The 22,460-nt window shown below is 41.6% G+C and carries 18 protein-coding genes and 1 pseudogene; 10 read left to right on the top strand and 9 right to left on the bottom strand.

Features of this window, described 5'->3' with window-relative positions; genetic code table 11:
• Window positions 1-458 precede the first annotated feature (458 nt).
• From V7K60_RS06430 to aroF, 5 genes are all read left to right on the top strand, one after another.
• Window positions 459-863, top strand: a complete 405-nt coding sequence (locus tag V7K60_RS06430; RefSeq protein WP_334923896.1) for a hypothetical protein — start codon at window positions 459-461, stop codon at window positions 861-863.
• Window positions 854-1,240: a hypothetical protein gene (locus tag V7K60_RS06425; protein ID WP_334923894.1), complete on the top strand. Its 387-nt coding sequence runs from the start codon at window positions 854-856 to the stop codon at window positions 1,238-1,240. The genes V7K60_RS06430 and V7K60_RS06425 overlap by 10 nt, the downstream gene beginning before the upstream one ends.
• A gap of 808 nt (window positions 1,241-2,048) precedes the next feature.
• Window positions 2,049-2,318, top strand: a complete 270-nt coding sequence (rpsO, locus tag V7K60_RS06420) for a 30S ribosomal protein S15 (RefSeq protein ID WP_041565894.1) — start codon at window positions 2,049-2,051, stop codon at window positions 2,316-2,318.
• An 11-nt stretch (window positions 2,319-2,329) separates the two neighbouring features.
• Window positions 2,330-2,800 (top strand): PAM68 family protein, encoded by a 471-nt coding sequence (locus V7K60_RS06415; protein WP_334923892.1) that lies wholly within the window; start codon window positions 2,330-2,332, stop codon window positions 2,798-2,800.
• 337 nt (window positions 2,801-3,137) lie between these two features.
• A complete protein-coding gene (gene aroF / locus V7K60_RS06410) occupies window positions 3,138-4,196 on the top strand; it encodes a 3-deoxy-7-phosphoheptulonate synthase (RefSeq protein ID WP_334923890.1) in 1,059 nt (352 codons plus the stop codon).
• 385 nt (window positions 4,197-4,581) lie between these two features.
• On the opposite strand, the gene V7K60_RS06405 is transcribed toward aroF, so the two are convergent.
• Window positions 4,582-5,838, bottom strand: a complete 1,257-nt coding sequence (locus V7K60_RS06405; RefSeq protein WP_334923888.1) for an HhoA/HhoB/HtrA family serine endopeptidase — start codon at window positions 5,836-5,838, stop codon at window positions 4,582-4,584.
• Window positions 5,839-6,016: 178 nt separating this feature from the next.
• Here V7K60_RS06405 and V7K60_RS06400 point away from each other — a divergent pair, with 178 nt between their 5' ends.
• Window positions 6,017-6,913, top strand: coding sequence for an ATP adenylyltransferase family protein (locus V7K60_RS06400; protein ID WP_334923941.1), 897 nt, complete (start codon window positions 6,017-6,019; stop codon window positions 6,911-6,913).
• Between the two features lie 153 nt (window positions 6,914-7,066).
• Here V7K60_RS06400 and bioD read toward each other — a convergent pair whose 3' ends face one another.
• Complete coding sequence (bioD, locus tag V7K60_RS06395; protein WP_334923886.1) at window positions 7,067-7,762, bottom strand: dethiobiotin synthase; 696 nt, start codon at window positions 7,760-7,762, stop codon at window positions 7,067-7,069.
• Window positions 7,762-9,474: a protein kinase domain-containing protein gene (locus V7K60_RS06390; RefSeq protein WP_334923884.1), complete on the bottom strand. Its 1,713-nt coding sequence runs from the start codon at window positions 9,472-9,474 to the stop codon at window positions 7,762-7,764. The genes bioD and V7K60_RS06390 overlap by 1 nt, the downstream gene beginning before the upstream one ends.
• Window positions 9,475-9,910: 436 nt before the next feature.
• Between V7K60_RS06390 and V7K60_RS06385 the strand changes: the two genes are divergently transcribed.
• From V7K60_RS06385 to V7K60_RS06375, 3 genes are all read left to right on the top strand, one after another.
• Entirely contained in the window at window positions 9,911-10,114 is a 204-nt protein-coding gene (locus tag V7K60_RS06385) for a hypothetical protein (protein ID WP_334923882.1), read from the top strand.
• A 793-nt stretch (window positions 10,115-10,907) separates the two neighbouring features.
• Window positions 10,908-11,924: a ribose-phosphate pyrophosphokinase gene (locus tag V7K60_RS06380; RefSeq protein WP_334923880.1), complete on the top strand. Its 1,017-nt coding sequence runs from the start codon at window positions 10,908-10,910 to the stop codon at window positions 11,922-11,924.
• Between the two features lie 223 nt (window positions 11,925-12,147).
• Window positions 12,148-12,840: a Uma2 family endonuclease gene (locus tag V7K60_RS06375; RefSeq protein ID WP_334923878.1), complete on the top strand. Its 693-nt coding sequence runs from the start codon at window positions 12,148-12,150 to the stop codon at window positions 12,838-12,840.
• 174 nt (window positions 12,841-13,014) lie between these two features.
• Here the strand turns inward: V7K60_RS06375 and V7K60_RS06370 are convergent, their stop codons facing one another.
• Window positions 13,015-16,638, bottom strand: a complete 3,624-nt coding sequence (locus V7K60_RS06370) for a response regulator (protein WP_334923876.1) — start codon at window positions 16,636-16,638, stop codon at window positions 13,015-13,017.
• A gap of 373 nt (window positions 16,639-17,011) precedes the next feature.
• Between V7K60_RS06370 and V7K60_RS06365 the strand changes: the two genes are divergently transcribed.
• Window positions 17,012-17,269 carry a hypothetical protein gene (locus V7K60_RS06365; RefSeq protein WP_334923874.1) on the top strand — a complete coding sequence of 86 codons (258 nt, stop codon included), beginning with the start codon at window positions 17,012-17,014 and terminating at the stop codon, window positions 17,267-17,269.
• A gap of 388 nt (window positions 17,270-17,657) precedes the next feature.
• Here V7K60_RS06365 and V7K60_RS06360 read toward each other — a convergent pair whose 3' ends face one another.
• The 5 genes and pseudogenes from V7K60_RS06360 to V7K60_RS06340 form a co-directional block, all read right to left on the bottom strand.
• Window positions 17,658-18,569 (bottom strand): hypothetical protein, encoded by a 912-nt coding sequence (locus V7K60_RS06360; protein ID WP_334923872.1) that lies wholly within the window; start codon window positions 18,567-18,569, stop codon window positions 17,658-17,660.
• A 59-nt stretch (window positions 18,570-18,628) separates the two neighbouring features.
• Entirely contained in the window at window positions 18,629-18,907 is a 279-nt protein-coding gene (locus V7K60_RS06355) for a GlsB/YeaQ/YmgE family stress response membrane protein (RefSeq protein WP_292738193.1), read from the bottom strand.
• 389 nt (window positions 18,908-19,296) lie between these two features.
• Entirely contained in the window at window positions 19,297-20,157 is an 861-nt protein-coding gene (gene rsmI, locus V7K60_RS06350; protein ID WP_334923870.1) for a 16S rRNA (cytidine(1402)-2'-O)-methyltransferase, read from the bottom strand.
• A 67-nt stretch (window positions 20,158-20,224) separates the two neighbouring features.
• Window positions 20,225-20,314, bottom strand: a pseudogene (locus V7K60_RS06345) (IS1 family transposase); the annotation flags it as partial.
• A 68-nt stretch (window positions 20,315-20,382) separates the two neighbouring features.
• On the bottom strand, window positions 20,383-22,308 hold the full coding sequence (locus V7K60_RS06340) for a heavy metal translocating P-type ATPase (RefSeq protein ID WP_334923868.1): 1,926 nt from the start codon (window positions 22,306-22,308) through the stop codon (window positions 20,383-20,385).
• Between the last annotated feature and the right edge of the window lie 152 nt (window positions 22,309-22,460).

Below are 22,460 nucleotides of genomic sequence, written 5' to 3'. Positions count from 1 at the left end.
TTAGCTAAATGCGCGGATGGGTAGGTGTTGGGGAAGGGGGGATTAACAATTCAAAATTCAGAATTCAAAATTAAAGACATTTCAGACGTTCGCGTAGCGTCTCGTAGAGAAGAGGAGTGCGGTCTTGGGGTCTTCCCAAGAGGAGCAACTCCGGGGGCTGACGGGGTGACAAAGAGGCTGAAGCGGAGGAAATAGAAGAGTGTGATCGTTTTGGGGTAAAAAAAGATAGGTCAGGTATTCTCAACAAGACCTATCAAATGATAATGTTACCTAAATTCTACCAAAACTGTTTTCAAAATGTACTGACACTCGCGCAGTACAAGATACTCTCAATCTTGATTATGCTATTGCAATTTCATAAAACTGTGACGATTGAGAAACTAGCAACAGTATTTCCACAACCCATAAGATTTGAAAGTTGGTGATGCAGCATCCAAAGGTTTTTACTACTGCCCCAATTGTCAATTCAATATCTGTGGTTTCCCCTCATCAAACGATGGATAAAAAATAGCCACGGCACAAGAGAGAAACAATTGATATTCGCCATTGATAAAACACAATGGCGTTCACAGAATATATTTGTAATTAGTTTAATTGAACAAAAAAGAGCAATACCTGTGTACTGGCTATTGTTACCCAAAAGAGGATGTAGCAATTTGGGAGAGCAGAAAAAGTTAATTCGACCATTATTGCGGTTGTTTAAGGGATATCAAATGTTGGTGCTAGGCGATAGAGAATTTAATAGCATCAAACTGGCAAATTGGTTACATAACAAGGGAATTGGTTTTGTGTTGCGGCGAATCTTGGCACTTATATTCGACAAGCAAATCAATCATATCAACGGTTACAATCTTTGGAATTAATTCCTGGTATCTCGTTCTTCATGACGAGTATTCAAGCGACTAAGCAGAAAGGTTTTGCTCATTTTAATTTAGCCGGATACTACAAGCGTAAATATCGTGGACAAGTTGAGCCTGCTGGCTGGTTTTTACTGACTAACCTGGATAGTCTTGCAGATGCTATTAAAGCATTTAAGTTACGGAGTGGCATTGAAGCAATGTTTAAAGATTGCAAGACTGGTGGCTATAATCTGGAATCTACTTATGCTGATGGTCAACGCCTGATAGCACTAATTTCATTGATTGCTATTGCTTATACTTGTGCTATTTTAGCTGGTCGTAACTCCCGTCAAATGGGACTACAAAAATATGTTGGTCGTCTCAAGGAATTACAGCGTTAGCAAAGCTCGCCGTAGGCATCACAGCACAGACATAGTGTCTTTTGGGTCGGTTTGTATGGGCAGTTATGGGTAGATGCAATGGAGTTTTGGACTGATTTAGCTCATGATTTGATGCGCTTAAAGCCCAGTAAACTACTCTATTTTCAGAAGGGTCTACGTGCTATGACTCTTATCCAGTCTGCTTTATAGCTCCTTTGTCACCCCTTCAGATCCGGGGGATTTAAACCCCGACTGAAACTGTTGCTACATATAGATGTAGGGGTCTTAAACCCTTGAATTTACGATAAAAAAATGCCTGAATTGCCGTATATGCAAGGATTTGAGGACTGTAACATCTTGAAACCATCCGCGCACCTTATGTAGACTGACTTTCAGCTATTTACAGTTGGCACAATTGCCACTCCTTATGTTATGATTTTTGCATTCGCGCTATTGAACCTTGAAAACCAGATAACACAAGGCTTTCAGACGCGTGTGATCGCAATCAACTAAAATCCCTATTAGGGATTCAAACTAAAGGTCGGTTGATTTTAAAAATATAGCATTCATCGCAATCAACTAAAATCCCTATTAGGGATTGAAACTTATCTTCTACTATTTTGGTGCGATCGCCCGATGGTGCAATACGATTGCAATCAATTAAAATCCCTATCAGGGATTAGAAAAGTGTATTGATAATTAGCATTTAAAAACTAGTATTAAAATATACAAATATTACTTTAAAGGTCATTCCACATCCAGCTTGAGGGCTGTGATATTATAGGAGACTGCTGCATACACTTTAGAAAAACTAGAAACCGAATCGACCATGGCCCTGACGCAACTGCGGAAACAAGAAATAATTTCCAACTACCAAGTTCACGAAACTGACACTGGCTCGGCTGATGTCCAAGTTGCTATGCTAACTGAGCGCATTAACCGCCTCAGCGAACATCTCCAGGCAAATAAAAAAGACCATTCTTCCCGGCGGGGACTGTTGAAGCTAATCGGTCAGCGCAAGCGTCTTCTAGCCTATATATCGCAAGAAAGCCGGGAAAAATATCAAGCTTTGATTGCTCGTCTCGGTATTCGTGGATAGGACTACTGCTTATGTCTGCTGAACAATCTGAACGCAGTCGTTTGCCCTTTGAACCAAACAAAAAGCGCCAAAAACCTGCAAAAACTCCAAGTAAACCAGCAGCACAACCCCAAGAATCTGTCAAACAGGCTGATAAAAAAGTGGTTTACACCAAACAAGAGATGGCAATTCCCCAAGTAGTCAGCCAACGGATGATCCGACGGGTAGCTGGGTTCTCTGGTGTACCAACAGCTTTGGGCATTAGCGCCTTGATTGTGAGCTATCTGCTTGCTATCTACTCCGACATCCGACTACCTCCCATCGCCGTGTTATTGGTGAACATGGGATTATTTGGTTTGGGGGTTTTAGGGATAACTTATGGGGTTCTCTCTGCCTCTTGGGATGAAGAAAAAGTCGGAAGTTTGCTGGGTTTGGGTGAGTTCAACACCAATTGGGGACGAATGGTGACAGCTTGGCGCGAAACTCGGCAAAAAAACTTATAATGAACGGCGCTCAGGTATTAAGTAACTGTGATATTGGGTAAATGAAAAAGTGAGGCACTCCGTTGGGCGGGTTTCCCGACTTAAAGGAAGTGCCGAACCCGTGAATGTTGAAGTTGAAATTTTATAACTTCAACATTGCTAATTAAAATTATATAATCGTTTTTATACCCCATGTCTAGTTATTTAGCAGTAAAACTACTGACTGAGCGCTACATTTTGTCTAGTTATTTTGTAAACAAATTTTCTTTTTAACTATTTGTAATTAGGCCAATAGGCAACAATAAAGTTAGCCTATTTACAGAAAATTTTACTCAACTAATTAATCAGGAACTTTCAGATGATTATAGTAATGAAAAGTGGTTCCCCAGAGGCGGAAATAAACCGCATTGATGAGGAATTAACTAGCTGGGGGCTAACTCCAGAAAAAATTGTTGGTCAACACAAAGTAGTTATTGGTCTAGTAGGTGAAACCGCCAACTTAGATCCACTACAAATTCAGGAACTTAGCCCCTGGATTGAGCAGGTGTTGCGCGTAGAACAGCCTTATAAACGAGCTAGTCGTCAGTACCGCCATGGCGAAGCTTCAGATGTGGTGGTTAATACTCCCAATGGAGCAGTGGTATTTGGCGAACACCAGCCTTTGGTAGTTGTTGCCGGCCCCTGCTCCGTAGAAAATGAAGAAATGATTGTGGAGACGGCGCGGCGCGTCAAGGTGGCTGGAGCCGCATTTTTGCGCGGAGGGGCATACAAACCCCGGACTTCACCTTATGCCTTCCAAGGACACGGCGAGAGTGCTTTGGATTTGTTGGCGAGAGCGCGGGAAATTAGTGGACTAGGTATTATTACAGAAGTAATGGATGCCTCAGACCTGGATAAAATTGCCGAAGTTGCTGACGTGATTCAGGTGGGGGCAAGGAATATGCAGAATTTCTCCTTGCTTAAAAAAGTGGGAGCGCAGCCGAAACCAGTTCTCTTGAAGCGGGGAATGGCAGCTACTATTGAAGATTGGTTGATGGCAGCAGAGTATATTCTGGCATCTGGCAATCCAAATGTAATTTTGTGTGAAAGAGGAATACGCACCTTTGACCGTCAATATACGCGAAATACACTGGATTTATCAGTAGTGCCAGTGTTGCGAAAACTGACTCACCTGCCAATTATGATTGACCCCAGCCACGGCGTCGGTTGGTCTGAGTTTGTGCCTTCAATGGCAATGGCTGCGATCGCAGCTGGCACAGATTCCCTGATGATAGAGGTTCACCCTAATCCTGCCAAAGCTTTATCCGACGGGCCCCAATCTCTGACACCAGACCGTTTCGATAACTTGATGCAAGAATTAGCAGTGATTGGTAAGGCGCTGGGACGCTGGCAGCAACCAGCTGTGGCTCTAGCTTAAAATTCAGTTGCAACTTATTGCTAGGCATAAATAAATTAAAGTTTGTAGTGAGTTAGCGCGGTCTTCTCCCTTGGCGTTAGCCTCTCCCTTTGGGAGAAGGGGAGACGCCAAGGGCGATAGTGCAGTGTAAAGCATTCGGTATGGCTTCGCTTAGAGCGAGTCATCGAGCGTCTGGGGGTTTCCCCCATGAGCGACTAACTTTCCCGTTGGGTCAAGACTAAAGTCCTGATAAATCTGAAGAAGCGGTAAATCGCTAACTACAAACTAGGATTTTTTTGTATCGGCAATACGGTTACTGCAACTCAATTTTGCCACCTGAAAAAGAAGGACAGGCAAAATACCCATGCCAGAAAATTCACTTTTACTCAATTGACTAGCAAAACTTTTATTGCACTTGGGTGGGGAAAGCACCAGGTTGCACAGCTATGTTAAGATTCTGCCCATTGCGACGTAATTCCATACGTAAATCGCTCCCGACTTGGCTATTTTCTACTGCCTTTTGGACACTGCTGGCATCTGTGACTGCTTGATTGCCAAGCTTTTGAATTACATCACCAGCACGTATCCCGGCTTTAGCAGCTGGTGAATTTGGTACAACTTTTATAACTAATACACCTTTATCTTCATTCACACTCAAACCGCTATTGGGATCTGAGTTGATATTTTGTTTTAGTTCAGGTGTTAACCCTACCATCTGAATTCCCAGATAAGGATGTTCTACTTTACCTGTAGCTATTAGTTGACTGGAAATGTGTTGTGCTGTGTTGATAGGAATAGCAAAGCCTAATCCTTGTGCCCCTTGAATAATGGCTGTATTCATGGCAATTACCTCGCCACGAGAATTTAGCAGGGGGCCGCCAGAGTTACCAGGATTAATTGCTGCATCAGTTTGAATATACTCTACTCGCTTATCGGGAGCGCCGATTAGCTTGCTACTGCGTCCAGTGGCACTGATGATTCCGGTAGTTACTGTATTATCTAATCCAAGGGGGTTGCCGATCGCGATCGCCCATTCTCCGGGTTGTAATTGATCTGAGTTACCCAAGGCTACTAACGGGAGATTATCTGCCTGAATCTTCACAACAGCAACATCGGTCAACTCGTCTTTTCCTAACACTTTACCTTTAAAGCTACGCCCATCTTTGAGTGTTACTGTTACGGTATCAGCACCATCAACTACGTGGGCGTTGGTAAGAATACGACCATCAGCACTAATAATAAAACCTGAACCAGTACCCCGTTCTACGCGATCCTGTTGTTCTGGTATTTGAGAACCAAAAAAGCGTTGGAAAAGTGGATCGTTAAATTCATCTGGTATCTGGGTTTTTACAGTTCGGGAAGAGTCAATTCGCACTACAGCAGGCCCTACCTTTTGCACCACCTGAGTAACAAAGTTAGGATCTGTGCCTGCTGGTAATGGAGGAGCAGCATTTACTCGACTTACTGCCAAATTAGATGCATTTTCAGACACCTGCTGAGAGTGTCCAGCCATATAGCCGCCTGCCAATGTCATACCTGATCCCAGCAGCACCAGTGATAGAGAGGCGGCAGCCTTTCTCCAGGGTTTATGATATTTGGCATCAGCAGTGTTATGTAAAATGCTATTTGATGGGTGTTCTCTGTCACGAGATTCGTTTTGCATTGCTGTCTGGAACGATATTTAGATGTATTACTAATGTAGATATGATTTGTGACAGTTTTGTTGCAAAGGTATTGCATTGTTGTGAAAGCTTTGGTATTTTATTGAACCGTATTGGAATATAGTCATTCGTAGAGACGTACATCGCTGCGTACTCTTTACCATGCCTAAAGGAATAAAAATGGCACAGGGGAAAATCTTACTTAAACCTGGCACTTTATGGACAAGTGTTAAAGAACGGACTGAATATGCTTTACAATGCGGTGCCCTACTGTCGATTCCAACAGAATTTGAATTTGTTGAACAGGATGGTGTGCGCTTTTTGGTACGGATTTTGTCTAACCTGAATCGCAAAAAAGCAGCCAAGGATAAACAGGAAAAACAATCTGCTACTTCTGGTGAAGAGTTTAATCCTTTTTTGCCTTACGAAAAGGATTTATTTGTGGCAGATATCTCCGATACCCATGTATGTATTTTAAATAAATTCAATGTTGTAGATTATCATCTGCTAATTATCACCCGTGGTTTCGAGGAACAAGAAAGCTTACTTACCCTAGAAGATTTTACGGCTATGTGGGCGTGTTTGGCTGATTTCGATGGTTTTGCATTTTACAACAGTAGCAAAACCGCAGGTGCTAGTCAGCGACATAAGCACTTACAATTAGTACCCCTACCACTTGTCCCTTCAGGGTTGCAAATACCGATTGAAGCTTTGCTAACATCAGCACAATTTCAGAACTCGAACGCAACTTCAGCAAAACTTCCTTTTGTACACGCTTTTGCATCACTAAATTCCAATTGGGTGCGATCGCCATTCGTAGGGGGCCAAGCAACACTGGAAATTTATCACACTTTGCGTCACGCTATAGGTTTAGATGCAAAGCAATCTGGTGCTTACAATCTGCTAGCGACACGAGAATGGATGTTAATCGTACCGCGATCGCAGGAGCATTTCCAATCTATCTCTGTGAATTCATTAGGATTTGCTGGTGCGCTGCTGGTGCGAAATGCAGCAGAAATGGAGATTCTCAAAACCCAAGGGCCAATGACTATTCTCAAAAATGTTGCTGTATCGTAATTGAGTTAGTGCAATATCCAGCAGTTTTCAAGTAGATCAGGTACAAAGTGCAGGACTTAAAATCAGACATAAAAAGTTTTACTCCTTCCTCCTGCCCCCTGCCTGGTTGTTGAGCGTAGTCGAAACACTGCCCCCTGCCTTCCTTCGGTAATGTCAATTTAAATCATTCTCAAGTGTTAGTGTTTCCCAATCTAAATCTGATGCTATTTGAGCAAGTTTATCTAAATCAGTCAGGTTATCTAAATAGGGTAAGCAGCCTAAAACTGGTGTATTAGTGAGTGATTGAATCAATTGATATGGTGTCCAGTCGGCTATTTCTGCATCAGTTCGGGGTTGTACGCAGTTGAGAACAATGCCTTTGAGATTGACGCGCGATTGTCTAGCTAATGCTACATTCGCCACTGCTTGAGCGATCGCACCCAATCTCACTGGTACTACCAATACCGTTGGTAAACGCCATTCTCCTGCCAAATCAGCTACCGTTAATTCCTCAGTTATTGGCGAACCTAACCCTCCCAAGGCTTCTATAAGCACAAAATCACGCTGCGATCGCAACTTAAACAAAGCTTGCCACACAAGTGCTAAATCTACTCGGCGATTTTCCCGTGCTGCTGCTATAGGAGGAGCAAGAGGTGCTTGAAAATACAAAGGTGTAATTTCTTCAGAAGATTGTTCTAGTGCAAATAATTTTTGATACCACTCGCGATCGCCAACCCCCGATTGAATCGGTTTCATGATTCCCCAGCGATGCTGCGGGTAATATTTTTGCCAATAAGCTGCTAACGCTGTTGTTAAAACAGTTTTACCCGCTTCCGTATCAGTTCCAGTAATCAGTAGTGTGTTTAACATTAATTTCTTTGGCCAGAAAATGGTTGTGTTCCATCAGTCGGCGGCAAAGTCGGCGCTTCAGTAGTGTTCGGAATTGGCAAGGGTGTTTCTGTGGGAATTGGCAAAGGTGTCTCCGTGGGAATTGGCAAGGGTGTCTCTGTGGGAATTGGCAAAGGTGTTTCTGTGGGAATTGGCAAAGGTGTTTCTGTCGGTGTTGGTTTGACTGGTTTTTCTAATGCAACATTGAGATTGTAATTGCTTTCGGCAACTCCTGAAAGCAGAGTTAACTCAATAGTATATCTACCAGTAACCAACAATGTGCCTTGATAAAATGTGACTTGTTGGTCAGTATTCTCAATTGCTTGTCCATTGGGACTTAAGACTGTTAGCAGAATGCTGCTTCCTGGGTCAATAAACGTGTTTAATTTAGCACCTTCTCGCCCAAAAAAGCTGTACTGGATGATTTGATTTGCTTTGAGAGTACCTTCAACCGTGGTTGGGTTAGATGTTGTAAGCTTGAGGCGCTTAGTAGATACAACAGGGCGATCATTAGTAGGTGTGGGTGTGGGCGTCGGTGTTGGTGTCGGTGTCGGTGTGAATGTAGTACCACCAGAAATTACTGGTGAAGGGAAATTTTGTGGAAGCGTCTCATCTGATGTTTTTGACTGACTGCGGATGGAACTGACTAGTGCCCAAGAACCAAATCCTGCTACGATCACGACAGCAATAGCAATTGCCGCGATCGCTAACGGATTATCCAAAATTGAGCTACTGGGACTTGGTGGAATCACTGGATTGGGTTTTTTGGGTGAAGCTGCTGGTGCTACTAAGTCAGGACGGCGGCCAACTGCCATTGTCTGCAAGTTAGACACATTTACATTCGGAAGACTGACTTCTTGTAAAGGTTGTAGTGCTTGAGATACACTAGCAGCACTTTGATAGCGATCGCTCGGTATATGATTCAACATTCGATTCAAAACCTGGGCAAATCGCGGATTGACTTTTACCCACCGCTGCCAATTCCAAGTTAGTTGGTTTTGATCAAATAGATCCTTTGGTTCTTTACCAGTCAGCAAAACAATCGCGCTTACCGCTAATGCATACAAATCACTACTAGGATAAGCTCCCCCTGTTTGCATTTGTTCGCTGGGAGAGTAGCCTAATTTTCCCACGGTAGTTTCTGGTAACGGATTGTCTGGCGATCGTAAACGCGTTGCCAATTCCTTTACCACCCCAAAGTCAATCAACACAGGTTTAGCGTCACTATCTCGCAAAATAATATTTTCTGGCGAGATATCTCGGTGAATAATCCCTCGACTGTGAATATGCTCTAAAACAGGCAACAACATCTGTATCAGCTGCAATACTTCAACCTCTGTGAAAGTTTGACCAACAGCTTGACGTTCAGCCAGCAGAGTTCGGTATGTCTGACCTGCAACGTAGTCCTCCACCAAAAATAAGCGTTGGTCTTGCTCAAATCTTTCCCGGAATTTCGGCACTTGTGGGTGTTCGATTTGATATAAAATGGCAGCTTCTCGGTGAAAAAGCTCTTGTGCCCTCTCCCAATCTAAAGCCGACCTTGCTGTTGAATTCAATTCTTTGATCGCGCAAAGTTCGTTAAAGCGCCTCTGGTCTTCTGCCAGATAGGTTCTACCAAATCCTCCTTGTCCGAGAATTTGAATTATGCGGTAACGGTTTTGCAAGACAGTGCCAACTGTAATCGGTGGTTGCATGATCGGTTGATTGAGTGTAGTAGCTAACTGAGGAGAAAGTCACCTACAAAGATTAAGTCCAAGAGGCGACGGACAGTTACCTGCGGCAATATTCTACTATACTCAACAAGTACACTCCACCAGAGCAAGGTTATTTCCTACTCCACAAATTAAGAGTCTCCAATCTTCCATTCAATTTCTCTTGCTAGAAAAACTATAGATTTTGAAATATGCAAAATTAACTTGAGAATCCAGGTTATACAAATCACTCTTCCGTTTTTCAATCAATCCTTGGGGAAAATAAAAATTGTAATTTGACTAACTGTGCTTGTATAAGCCAATCTTCAGCACAATAAAATATGTAGCGAGCGTCTTTATAAAGAATAGTGTTATCTCAATTAGGAATGATTTCTTTAGTACTACAAATCTTAATTTTGTCAATTGTTATTTGAGCTAGATGGCGTTTCTCTTTGAGCCTAAATTTGGGCTATTTACCAAATTTATTCGAGCAGCGATCGCCCCAACATCCAAAATTATCATTCGTTTGAGTCGCAGGGCAGAGGCAGTTATCGCTGCACCCAACTGGAGCGATCGCAACCACCCAAAGATTACAGCACACCCAACAGTACTAATTTTATCCCTGCAGCAATACGGATGTTAACTAATTCAGCGGCAATTGGTAGCTTATACTTGACAGGATGCTCAGGTTCAGATTCAAAATTTACAATGTTATTGATATTGAACAACTTTTCTAGATTTAATTCCAAAATCAAAAGTAAAAATATTTACATGTGTTTACTTAGATGAGATTATTTTTATTGAGTAATGTTTTAGTACCAAAAAAATATCTTTATTTAATATTTATTTAATATTTATTCAAACTTTATCTAAAAACGTGCTTGTACGTGGAGTAATTTTGTCCACTGCTAGCCTCTTCTGGGCAGGTATGATTGTCGTTTTTGTCAATCCGTAATTTATAGAGTAATAAAATACATCTAACTACTTAGCAATAGGTGCTATACTGTGTGAGGACAAACTCTTTAATATTACTAAAGTTGTCAATGCTTTACTGTCAGCTATCAATGAGGTAATTAGAAGAACCTACCACACCAATAATGTTTAAGCGATTAAGGTTATTTACCTCAACCAAAAAATTGAACTATAGACCTAGTACTGCAAGGCAAAAGTCAAAAATCAAAAGTCCTAAGTATTATGGAATGCTCTTTTTAGGGATTTTAAATGGTTGCTCTATTTACGCCCTGGCGTACTAGTGCATGGACTTGATGTCAGTTAAGCTATCAATAGCTTGTTTGCCAAGAAAACTAGATAATTAGCGAATAATAATTTTATGCAAAAATGTTTAAATCGTGTATGGAAGCTTCAATAAAACTTACAGATGTTTTTTTAGGCTACTTCTTGCTTAAATCTATTAAATCTCTAATGATAATATTGCTATGAATGCACATAGAGGATCTGCTGTGCTCAGTTCTGCAACTTTCAAAGTGCAACCATCTGCAACAGGACTGAACGATAATCATCGCCTGCGGCTGTTTTCTGGCTCTGCCAATTTACAACTGTCTCAAGAAGTCGCTCGTTATCTGGGCATGGACTTGGGGCCAATGATTCGCAAAAGATTTGCGGATGGAGAACTTTACGTTCAAATCCAAGAATCGATTCGGGGTTGTGATGTTTATTTAATCCAGCCATGTTGTCAACCTGTAAACGATAATTTGATGGAATTATTGATTATGGTTGACGCCTGTCGTCGAGCTTCTGCGCGACAGGTAACGGCAGTAATTCCTTACTATGGCTATGCTCGTGCCGATCGCAAAACAGCAGGACGAGAGTCAATAACCGCCAAGCTAGTTGCTAACTTGATCACCGAAGCAGGTGCCAATCGCGTACTAGCAATGGATTTACACTCGGCTCAGATTCAAGGCTATTTCGATATACCCTTTGATCATGTTTACGGTTCACCAGTATTGCTAGATTATCTAGCCAGCAAACAACTGCCCGACTTGGTAGTTGTTTCTCCCGACGTTGGTGGTGTAGCACGAGCTAGGGCATTTGCGAAAAAACTGGGTGATGCTCCACTGGCGATTATTGACAAACGTCGTCAGGCCCATAATGTTGCAGAAGTATTAAATGTCATCGGCGATGTTAAAGGCAAAACGGCAGTGTTGGTGGATGACATGATCGACACTGGGGGAACGATCGCAGAAGGAGCGCGATTACTGCGTGAAGAAGGAGCACGTCAGGTATACGCTTGTGCAACTCATGCGGTGTTCTCTCCACCAGCGATGGAGCGGTTGTCTAGTGGCTTGTTTGAGGAAGTCATTGTCACCAATACCATTCCCATACCAGAAAACAATCGTTTTCCACAACTAGTAGTGTTGTCAGTAGCTAATCTGTTGGGAGAAACTATCTGGCGAATTCATGAAGATACTTCAGTTAGTAGTATGTTCCGCTAACTGCATTCCCGTTACAGGGATAAATTACCCACATTGACTCCTTGATCGGGTGCAGTGTGGGTTTTTGCTTTTAGTTATTACGCCAACACTAACGTCCCTTGTGGACGAAACCTCTAATCGCTGCACAAGAGCTTTTTGATATGCGGTAGTAAAATGGATGCAGCACTGCCAAATTAGAATACTTTGATTCAGTTTGGACAATTTGGGTAAAGAGGACAAAGGGATGGTTGCAACTCCTAAAAAAATGATTTCAGTTTTACCTCTGGAAAATGGCGATCGCTTATCTCGCTACGAATTTGAGCGTCGTTATCAGGCAATGCCGCATCTAAGAAAAGCTGAACTGGTTGAAGGAGTTGTGTATATTATGGCATCGCCACTGAGAATTAAAAGTCATGGGGAACCACATGGAAACCTGATCGGGTGGTTGTGGAACTATAAAACGGCAACGCCTGGCCTTGTTCTGGGAATTGAACCCACAGTGCGTTTAGATCCGGATAATGAACCACAGCCTGACGCGGTACTGTTCATTCCGGGCAAACAGGCATTGATTAGTGAGGATGATTATATCCAAGGCGCACCCGAACTAGTGATAGAAGTGGCAGCAAGCAGTGCAGCCATCGACTTACATGATAAAAAACGCACCTATCGACGGAATGGAGTACAGGAGTATATTGTCTGGCGAACATTAGATAATCAGTTGGATTGGTTTAGGCTGCAAGCAGACGAGTATGTTTTGCTACCAACCGATGAGCAGGGAATTATTCGCAGTCAGGTGTTTCCGGGGTTGTGGTTAGCAATATCTGCTTTGCTGTCAGGAGAAATGGCAACGGTGTTATCTGTGTTACAAGCAGGTTTAGCTGCCATTGAACATCAAGAATTTATGCAAAAGTTGAATGAAAATAACGAAAATAGGTAATAGATATGTACTGAGTTTTTTCAAAAATCAAATAGGATTCCTATATATACATAAAGTAAAGATACAAGCCCCTGAATTTATTTATGGGGATCAATAATGCAAGAATTTTGAATACTTCGACGCTGCTCAGTACAAGTTTTAAATTTTGAATTCGGAGCAAAGCGACGTGACTCCTTAACGATACAGCCAAACCCGGAGTAGTGAAAGCAGTTGCTCAGTATCTACAGGTTTGGTGATGTAGTCAGAGGCTCCTGCTTCGATGCACTTTTCCTTATCACCTGGCATAGCTTTGGCAGTTAAAGCAATGATTGGTAGTGAACGAAACTGTTGTAGTTGGCGGATGGCGCGGGTGGTTTCGTAACCATCCATTTCCGGCATCATGATATCCATTAAAACTATATTAATTTCAGGATTAGTTTGCAGCCTCTCTATGCCATCTCTACCGTTTTCGGCAAACAGCACTTGCATTTGATAGCTTTCTAAAAAGCTGGTCAGGGCAAAAATATTTCGGAGGTCATCATCTACAATCAAAATTTTCCGATTAGCCAGTACCGGGTCAGTTTGATGTAGTTGCTCTAGCATTTGCCGCTTTGGTGTGGGCAAATTTGCTTGCACCCGATGCAAAAATAGGGCAGTTTCGTCTAACAACCGCTCTGGCGATCGCACATTTTTAATAATAATTGTCTCTGCAAGTCCCCGCAGCTGGGTTTCTTCTTGTCGGCTGAGTTCTTTGCCAGTGTAAACAATTATCGGCAGTTTCAAAAGCCTGGGTTCAAGTTTTATCTGCTCAATTAGGGCAAACCCGCTCATATCGGGCAGACCGAGATCCAGTACCATACAATCAAAGTGATGCGATCGCAAAATCGAGAGGGCTTCTGCCCCCGTACCCACTGCTGTACTCTGGACATCACTATTACCAATCAGTTCGATAATACTTTGGGCTTGTACTGCGTCATCTTCTACGATCAGGAGATTTTTTACCTGACGTTCAATAAAGCCTTTAATCTCAGTCAATACCTGAGTTAGCGCTTCTGGAGACACGGGTTTTTGTAAATAAGTAATCGCTCCCAGATGTAATCCCCGTTGTTGTCTTTCATCAACAGAAAGTATGTGTACTGGTATATGTCTGGTATCTGGTTTATGCTTCAGACGATCCAGCACCGTCCAACCATCCATCTCTGGCATGTGGATATCTAGCATAATCGCATTCGGTTTAAACTGTTGCGCGAGTGCTAAACCTTGTTTACTCTGTAAAGCAACGATGGTTTTAAAGCCTTGCTGACGTGCCATATCTAGTAAGATGCGGGCGAATTTATCGTCATCCTCGATAATTAGCAAAATGCGATCGCCTAGTTGAATTATTTCCCGGTCATCTGGAATATCGTTGGGTAAGCTGGGAAGTACTTTTACTGATGGAGAGATGTCCACGGTTGTCGGTCTGTTTTCCACCATTGACACTTCTTTGATGGTCGATGCTGTGCGGATAGAGGTGGTTGGCTCAAGGGATGGTGTAGTAATATTTTGACCATTTTTTTCCTGTCGTCTGGGCAAGTAAAGGGTGAAGGTGCTTCCCCGTCCTGGTTGGCTAAGTAGTTCAATTCTCCCTCCCAACAGTTGAGCTAATTCACGGCTGATAGACAAACCCAAGCCAGTTCCGCCGTACTTGCGACTGGTAGTACCATCTGCTTGTTGAAATGCCTCGAAAATAATCTTCTGCTTTTCCGCTGGAATACCTATGCCCGTGTCGCTGACAGCAAAAGCAATCATGGAATTATCAACTTGGAATATTTGTAACTTCACACCTCCCTGTTGTGTAAATTTAAAGGCGTTAGCTAGGAGATTTTTCAGCACTTGTTGCAGACGTTTGGAGTCGTTATAAATTGTCGGTGGTAACTTCTCATCCCGTTCAATAGTAAAACTGAGTTCTTTCTTGTGGGCAACTTGCCGAAAAGTCTGCTCTAGAGATGTCTCCAAATCTGCAAGAGCAATTTGCTCAATATCGAGCGACATAGTACCCGACTCAATTTTTGCCAAATCTAGAATATCATTGATCAATTCTAGCAAATCAGTCCCAGCCGAGTAAATAGTCCGGCTGTATTCTACTTGTTTGTCGGTCAAGTTGTTAAGAGAGTTATCTGCTAGCAGCCTTGCTAAAATTAATAGGCTATTTAACGGTGTCCGCAGCTCGTGGGACATGTTCGCCAGAAATTCAGATTTATATTTGGAAGACAAGGCCAGTTGTTCAGCTTTTTCTTCAAAAGACTTCCTCGCTCGCTCAACTTCCTGGTTCTTGCGGGCCACTTCCCGATTTTGAACTTCTAACAATTTTGCCTTTTCTTCTAGCTCCTCATTTAATTGTTGTAATTCTTCGTTAGATTGCTTGACAAGAAATTGTGATTCCTCCAGTTCTTGTGTCTGTTCTTCCAGGCGTTGATTGCTTTGCTGTAGTTCTTCTTGCTGGGTTTGCAGTTCCTCTGTTAAAGTAACAGATTCTTCAAGTAGTTGCTGGGTTTGCACTTGTGAGGCGATGTTATTTAAAAATACACCCAGATTTTCACTCAATTGCTCTAAAAATGTCAGATGTAACTCACTAAAAGGCCCAAAAGAGGCAAGTTCAATTACAGCATTTACCTGCCCCTCAAATAGTATGGGTAACACAATAATATTTAGCGGTGGTGCTTCTCCCAAGCCGGAATTGATACGGATATAGTCATTGGGAACTTCCGTGAGGAGGATTCTTTGTTTTTCTAGGGCTGATTGTCCCACCAATCCCTCACCCAAGCGAAACTGATTTGCTAGGTTTTTCCGCTCTTTGTAAGCATAACCACTCAACAACTTCAGCACAGGCTGGTCGTCCATAGAGTCCATTACATAAAAAACGCCCTGCGATGCTCCAACCAGTGGTGCTAAATTCGACAAGATCAGACTAGACACAATTTCCAGATTTCGCTGCCCTTGGAGCATCTGGGTAAATTCAGCTAAGTTAGATTTTAGCCAGTTTTGCTCGTCATTTTTTTGAGTTGTGTTTCGCAGATTAACGATCATCTGGTTAAAGGTGCGCGTCAACACACCAATTTCATCTTGGCGATCGCTATCTGGTAAACTTACAGATAAATCCCCATCTGCCAACTTTTGAGCCAAATCAGAAACTCGCTTTAGCGGTGCTGAGATATGTCTGGTCAGGGCGAATCCGATCAAAGCTAAGAGCAAAGAAAATAAGGGAATACTATAAATAATAGTGGCGAGTGTTTGCCGAGCAGCTGCTTGTGCCTTCTCAGAGCGCTGTTTTAGCAGTGTATTCTCCTCATATTCCATCGTCTGGATAACTTTACGGATTTCACTCATTAGCTGCTTGCCTCGGTCTGTCAGAACCACCTTCTGAGAAGCTTCAAAACCAAGGTTTTGGCGCAAATCGATAGTTTCTTTAAGTTCGTCCAGCTTCTGAGTGATTAATGGCTGTAAAATATCCAGCTGCTGTTGCTGCTTGGGATTATCTGTTGTTAAATTATGAAGATCCTTAACTTTTTGATCCAGTACTTGAATGGCTGCATTATAAGGTTCTAAATAGCGCTGTTCTCCAGTCAGAACGTAACCACGTTGCCCAGTTTCAGCATTTGTCAGTTGCAAGTTGAGGTCTTCAAGCTGACTTAACACCTGGTAAGTATGGCTTTCTTTGCGCGAAGTTTCAACTAGCTGATTCGTGCTTTGGTAGGAGATTAGACCAATGGTGGTCAGAGTTGCCAAACTCAAAGCAAAACTTACTCCAATCTTGGTTCCAATCTTCAAACGGTTCAACATTATTCCAGGCAGGTATTCAAATTATTTCTGTTTTGGAGACTATTATGATTGTATTTTGCTATCCAAAATAAATGTAGAATCTTTCCTTCATCTGGGATATGGCTAGTTGTTTGCGCACTAACTGCTATCATTTTTATCCTCAGAATTTTTATATATGTAACGTTATTTTAAATAATTATTTAATTATATTTATATAAATAATATTTTATCTAATATTTTGCTCCTTTTATTAAAAATAAATCATTAAATAGTATAACTTCTTTCCAAAGGAGCATTTACCTTATTTTGTAATTGAATCTTGCAGTGGATAATTAAACACTTATTTTTGGATTAGAAATTTAACATTAGATTTTAATAAAAAATGGTGGCTCTTATGAGTACAGTAATTAACCTAGCAAGACCTAAATTTTGCAAAGGCCAAAATGTAGAATTTATCGGTGGATTGGGAACTATAATACAATGCTATCGTAACTCTGGTCACTGGTTTTATCTTGTAGAAATGGAAATGGGTTTAGAACCGGATATGGGAGGATTGGTTATAAAACTACTATTTTACTTAAAGACTACCCTCTTGTTGCTTAGGTTTAATATTGACATCACCTTTTTCTCAAAAAACCTTGAGGAATATTAAATAATTCAATACTCATTTAATATACTCTTGTGATGGTTAAATAACTTTGGGTTTGAAAAAACGGCTGGATAGTAAAATTAAGCAGCCGGATAGTGAAAATTAAACTTATTAAAACACAATTTAGTATGAACGCTAAATATAGTGGCTTTTACAGTTGAATATGATAATATCTATGCCATTGTACATTACTCTACACAGCAACCGTAACCTTAGTTATCGCAAGCAGTATTCATTCTACTAAAAAGTTAAGGTTTCAAAAGCCAACCTATACCCATAGAAGTATTAAACTTATTATATAATACAAGCAATACTCTTGTACTATATAATAAGTTTCAGGAATATAATTATGGTGTGTTGTAAAACCTCTTGATATTAACTTGACGTTTAATCAGAAGTTCGTAATAACCTGGCGATCATTTCTAGCCGCATCAAGTTCAGATTGGCTATAGATACTAAAATGTTGAATCTTGTTACTTTCTAAAATAGCTCTTGCACCTGCTACATAGATATCAGTACCTTTTAGTACTAACAAGTAATGCCCAAGCGTCAGATGATGCTCATAATCTCTGGCTAGATCATCAGAAATTCCTAAATTAGTGTAGTTATCTTGGGAACTGCTGATATTTGCCTCAATAATATCACTTATTCCACTTGTGTTTTTAGCAACTACTGATATTTGACTCATCGGAAAGCCAGCGGTTTTCAGTTCAGTAAGCGCTCTTTCTGCGTCTTGATGCTGATAAAAAACACCAAGTGCGTGTCTATAACGATTATTTGGGGTTGAGTATGGCTCATAAACCCCCCATTGTTGAATATCACGGCGATTAAAAATCCTCTTGGCAAGACGAATTTCTATGTCTATACCAGTTACTATCACCAAATAGTAACCTTTATAGACAAGATCGCTATAACCCTGTGCTTGCTTTTCAGAAATTCCTAAACTTAGGAACAAAGTAGGCAAACCACCTGCTAAAGTGGTAGCGATCGCAGTTACTTCCGATCCGGCTAAGATGACTGAGCCTATACCAGGAATTACTAAGAGGGCTACACTGACTGATAATTCAGTAATACCCCCGAAAGCATCACTAGCAACGGCTCCAGCAGCATCTTCTGAGGATGTATTGCCAGTGTTTTCTATAATTTCAACACTAGCAATATCAGTTTTTTCTTCTGTATTCCGTGCAATAACAGAAACTTTGTCCATTGGAAAATTAGAAGCTTTCAGTTCCTTTAATACCAATTGTGCATCGGAATACCCAGCGAAAACTCCTATGGTTCTTCGCTCTTTTTCTAATGTCATTTTATCGGTTTATTGCAGTTAGAAGTGATTCCCAAGATTGTTACCTAAATTTGAAGTAATTACACAGCTCGACGAGTCAGTAAACCCCAAAGGAAAATTAGTATCATTGCACCAATCACAGCAAATAAAATGCTTCCCAGAGATAAAGCTCCTACAGATGCAGCCGCTGCCGAACTACTTCCTAACAATACTTGACCCAAATAACCACCCAATACGGCTCCAAGGATTCCTAATATAATGGTAGAGATAATACCGCCACCTTGGGTTCCAGGATAAAATAACTTAGCTAACGCACCTGCAATTAAACCCAAAACCAACCAAGCAATAATGTTAGTCATCGAATTTCTCCTTCACTGGAAATCTGCTTTGTTTGCATTTGACTCTTTCATATTAAAGTTTGTCTCCAAAATTTCTGATCTATCTAGAGAACTATTATCAAAAATCTTTAGACATCATTTGAATATTCACCAGGTCATCTTTGAGGATGAATATACAAATTAGTAACATTCTGTACATTCAAGTATTTGTATAGCAGTCTTATTTGACATCATACAAGATGTAGATAAAGAAGCTAATTGCCTTCTAGATGAGATACGACGTGTAGCTTGCTTGCCTGTATCAGTAAGCGTAGTATCTCGTAGAGAAAGACACAAAGGGAAGAAAGAATAAAGAAGTATATACTTTTCATATCTGGATTTTTAATTTTAAAAAAAGCGATATTAGCTGTTTAAGGCTCAGAACTGAAGACTATAGAAAGAGCTAGTTGATAAAGTTGGCGACGGGGAAGGGAGGTAAATTTTGCTAACTGACGGCTAGCTTGAGATCGCGATATTCCTTGACTAATTAACTGTTTCAATTCGGCTTTCAATTCTTCTTCTGTCAGTTGGGGCTGACTGGCTGGAATTCCGGCTACTACTAATGTATATTCACCTTGGGGTTCTCGTTGAGTGTAGTAAGCGATCGCTTCAGCAATTGTCCCCCGCCAAAATTCCTCATACAATTTAGTTAACTCCCGTCCTAGCACAATTTGGCGATCGCTTCCCCAAACCTCTGCTAAGTCTTGCAAAGTATCTCGCAAACGGTGTGGCGATTCATAGAAGATCAATGTGCGAGATTCTGTTTGCAGAGATTCTAAATGTTCTTGTCTGTGTTGAGTTTTCGCCGGGAGAAAGCCTTCAAAGACAAATCGATCTATTGGTAGTCCAGATGCACTCAAAGCGGTAATTGCTGCACTAGCGCCAGGAATCGGAACTACTGGAATTCCCGCCTCAATACAGGCTTTCACCAGTTCATATCCAGGATCGGAAATACCTGGCATCCCAGCATCACTCACAAGAGCGATCGCTTTATTATTAACTAAATGCTCTAATAATTCTGGAATACGGCTGGTACGATTGTGTTCGTGGTAACTCACCTGGGGCGTTTTAACTTGAAAATGCTGTAGCAGTTTCCCAGTATGACGCGTGTCTTCTGCAGCAATGATATCCACAGTTTGCAAAATTCGTACCGCCCGAAAGGTGATATCTTCCAGATTGCCAATTGGTGTGCCGACAACGTAAAGTGTTCCTGGTTTTGGATCGGTTTGCATGAGCAAGAGTTAAGAGTTAAGAGTTAAGAGTTAGGAGTTTAAAATAATAATTTACGTCTAATGCAAATTGAGTACTGATTACATTCCATACCCAAATTTTGTTTTTTGACCCGACGAAAGTTTCTAATTCATCAATTTCAGTAATTTCGGGTATTTTAAAACGCGATAAATCGCGTCTCTACATCTGGGTTTTGTTGCTCATTCTGAACTGTATTGCGTTTTATCTTATTTCAATAATCTTAGTCCACTGAGAGTAACTAACACTGTGGAACCTTCATGGCCAATGACGCCGATGGGTAAGTTAATATTTCCGAGAAAGTTGCCGACTAAAAGCAACATAATGAAACTCAACGCTACAACTATATTTTGTTTTACTATGAGTTGCGTAGCTTGCCGCCGTAGGCATCGCCTGCCTAAATGCATCGCTACAGCAATTTTTTCTAACCTGTCTGCCATCAGTACGATATCTGCGGTTTCCAATGCCACATCACTACCAGATACTCCCATCGCTATACCCACAGATGCTTGCGCTAAAGCTGGTGCATCATTAATGCCATCGCCTACCATTGCCACAGTTTGATATTGTTGCTGTAAACGGCGGATAACATTCAGCTTATCTTCTGGTAGAAGTTGGGCATATACCCGATCAATTCCTACTGCTTTGGCGACACTATGAGCAGTTTTTTGATTATCCCCAGTTAACATGACAATTTGTTCAACTCCTAGTTTCTTTAATCGGCTGATGGTTGCGGCTGCTTCGACTCTCACCTCATCTGCGATCGCAATTACACCCATCACCTCTGTTCCCCGTGCTACCCAAACCACAGTTTTACCGTCTTGCTCCCAAGATTGAACTATTTCTTGCAATTCTTCAGGTAAATTTGTTACATATTGCTGCACAAAAATGGCATTCCCGACAATTATTTGTTGTTCTTGAGCAATTCCGACAATTCCCTGTCCTGGTATAGCTTGCACTTGGATTGCACCAACCCAATTTAAATCACCAGCAGCTTGTACAATTGCCTTACCGATGGGATGTTCGGAAGATGATTCTATACTAACAGCGGCTTTTAATACATCATGAAGAGTGTATTTACTATTTGTAATTACCTGAAATACCTGCAACTGTCCTGTTGTAAGAGTACCAGTTTTATCAAATGCGATCGCTCGGACTTTGCCAATTTTCTCCAACTGCGCCCCATTTTTAAACAAAATCCCCTGTCTTGCACCATTGGCAATTCCTGAAAGCAGGGTGGGCATAATTGCAGCCATCAACGCACAGGGAGAAGCCACCACAAGGAAGGTAAGAGCGCGATAAATTGTTGTTTCCCAATCCCATCCCCAAAGAAATGGCGGTAAAGTTGCCAGTAATATTCCGGCTACTACAATGACTTTGGCATATCCTTTTTCAAAGCGATCAATAAACTCTTGGGAAGGTGGTGCTTGAGTCTTTGCTTGTTCTACCAAACGAATCACCCGCTGAATCAAACTGCTTTGGGCTGATTTGTGTACTTTAATTTGCAATGCACCATAGCCGTTAAGTGTACCGGCAAATACTTCTTCGCCCACCGTTTTCTCTACAGGTAAAGACTCGCCTGTAATTGCAGCTTGATTGAGGGTGCTGTAACCAGATAAAATTATTCCATCAGTAGGAATTAACTCTCCAGGTTTGACAACAAGCTCATCACCCACCTTTAGCTGAGTGATAGGAATTTCTTCTTCTCTTCCCTGAAGTAAAACCCTTGCTGTATCTGGTGTTAAACTCATCAAACTACGGATACTCCGCTCAGTTCGCTGCATAGCATAGCCTTCTAATGCACCACTGATGGCAAAGATCAGAATCAGAATTGCCCCATCAATAATTAGATGATATTCTCTTCGCCATAAGCCGAGACTAGCAGCACCAATGGCGGCGACAATCATCAGCAAATCTACATCAAGTTCTTTTTCTTTGAAGAGAGTAGTCAATCCTTCCCGCGCACTTTCGTAACCACCAATTACATAAGCAGCGGGTAGTAGCAAGAATGCCAATCCCAACCAACCGAGATGCAAGGCGAACCATCCGAGAAATAGCAGTAAGCCACACAAAAGGGCGGCTACGGTATCTCCGTGTTCTCTGGTGAATTGGTTCAAACGTTGGGGGTAGAGCATGAGAGGTGAATTAACAGGGACTCTCTCAGGCTAAACCTTGACATTAATGTTAATGTCAAGGTTTATAAATATTTTGAAACGCAAAGGGGCGCTGAGGGAAGCGCAGAGGTACGCAAAGTTAAATCTTTATCTGTCTTGTTGAAGCGTTTTTA

Source organism: Nostoc sp. (assembly GCF_036917555.1).
Taxonomy (GTDB): domain Bacteria; phylum Cyanobacteriota; class Cyanobacteriia; order Cyanobacteriales; family Nostocaceae; genus Nostoc.
This window is presented reverse-complemented; position numbering and strand designations above follow the sequence as displayed.

Excerpts from the sequence above, each read along its gene's own strand:
- rpsO (WP_041565894.1), top strand. The coding sequence starts at position 2,049 with ATGGCCCTGACGCAACTGCGGAAACAAGAAATAATTTCCAACTACCAA.
- V7K60_RS06415 (WP_334923892.1), top strand. The coding sequence starts at position 2,330 with ATGTCTGCTGAACAATCTGAACGCAGTCGTTTGCCCTTTGAACCAAAC.
- aroF (WP_334923890.1), top strand. The coding sequence starts at position 3,138 with ATGATTATAGTAATGAAAAGTGGTTCCCCAGAGGCGGAAATAAACCGC.
- V7K60_RS06405 (WP_334923888.1), bottom strand. The coding sequence starts at position 5,838 with ATGCAAAACGAATCTCGTGACAGAGAACACCCATCAAATAGCATTTTA.
- V7K60_RS06400 (WP_334923941.1), top strand. The coding sequence starts at position 6,017 with ATGGCACAGGGGAAAATCTTACTTAAACCTGGCACTTTATGGACAAGT.
- bioD (WP_334923886.1), bottom strand. The coding sequence starts at position 7,762 with ATGTTAAACACACTACTGATTACTGGAACTGATACGGAAGCGGGTAAA.
- V7K60_RS06390 (WP_334923884.1), bottom strand. The coding sequence starts at position 9,474 with ATGCAACCACCGATTACAGTTGGCACTGTCTTGCAAAACCGTTACCGC.
- V7K60_RS06385 (WP_334923882.1), top strand. The coding sequence starts at position 9,911 with ATGGCGTTTCTCTTTGAGCCTAAATTTGGGCTATTTACCAAATTTATT.
- V7K60_RS06380 (WP_334923880.1), top strand. The coding sequence starts at position 10,908 with ATGAATGCACATAGAGGATCTGCTGTGCTCAGTTCTGCAACTTTCAAA.
- V7K60_RS06375 (WP_334923878.1), top strand. The coding sequence starts at position 12,148 with ATGGTTGCAACTCCTAAAAAAATGATTTCAGTTTTACCTCTGGAAAAT.
- V7K60_RS06370 (WP_334923876.1), bottom strand. The coding sequence starts at position 16,638 with ATGTTGAACCGTTTGAAGATTGGAACCAAGATTGGAGTAAGTTTTGCT.
- V7K60_RS06365 (WP_334923874.1), top strand. The coding sequence starts at position 17,012 with ATGAGTACAGTAATTAACCTAGCAAGACCTAAATTTTGCAAAGGCCAA.
- V7K60_RS06360 (WP_334923872.1), bottom strand. The coding sequence starts at position 18,569 with ATGACATTAGAAAAAGAGCGAAGAACCATAGGAGTTTTCGCTGGGTAT.
- V7K60_RS06355 (WP_292738193.1), bottom strand. The coding sequence starts at position 18,907 with ATGACTAACATTATTGCTTGGTTGGTTTTGGGTTTAATTGCAGGTGCG.
- rsmI (WP_334923870.1), bottom strand. The coding sequence starts at position 20,157 with ATGCAAACCGATCCAAAACCAGGAACACTTTACGTTGTCGGCACACCA.
- V7K60_RS06340 (WP_334923868.1), bottom strand. The coding sequence starts at position 22,308 with ATGCTCTACCCCCAACGTTTGAACCAATTCACCAGAGAACACGGAGAT.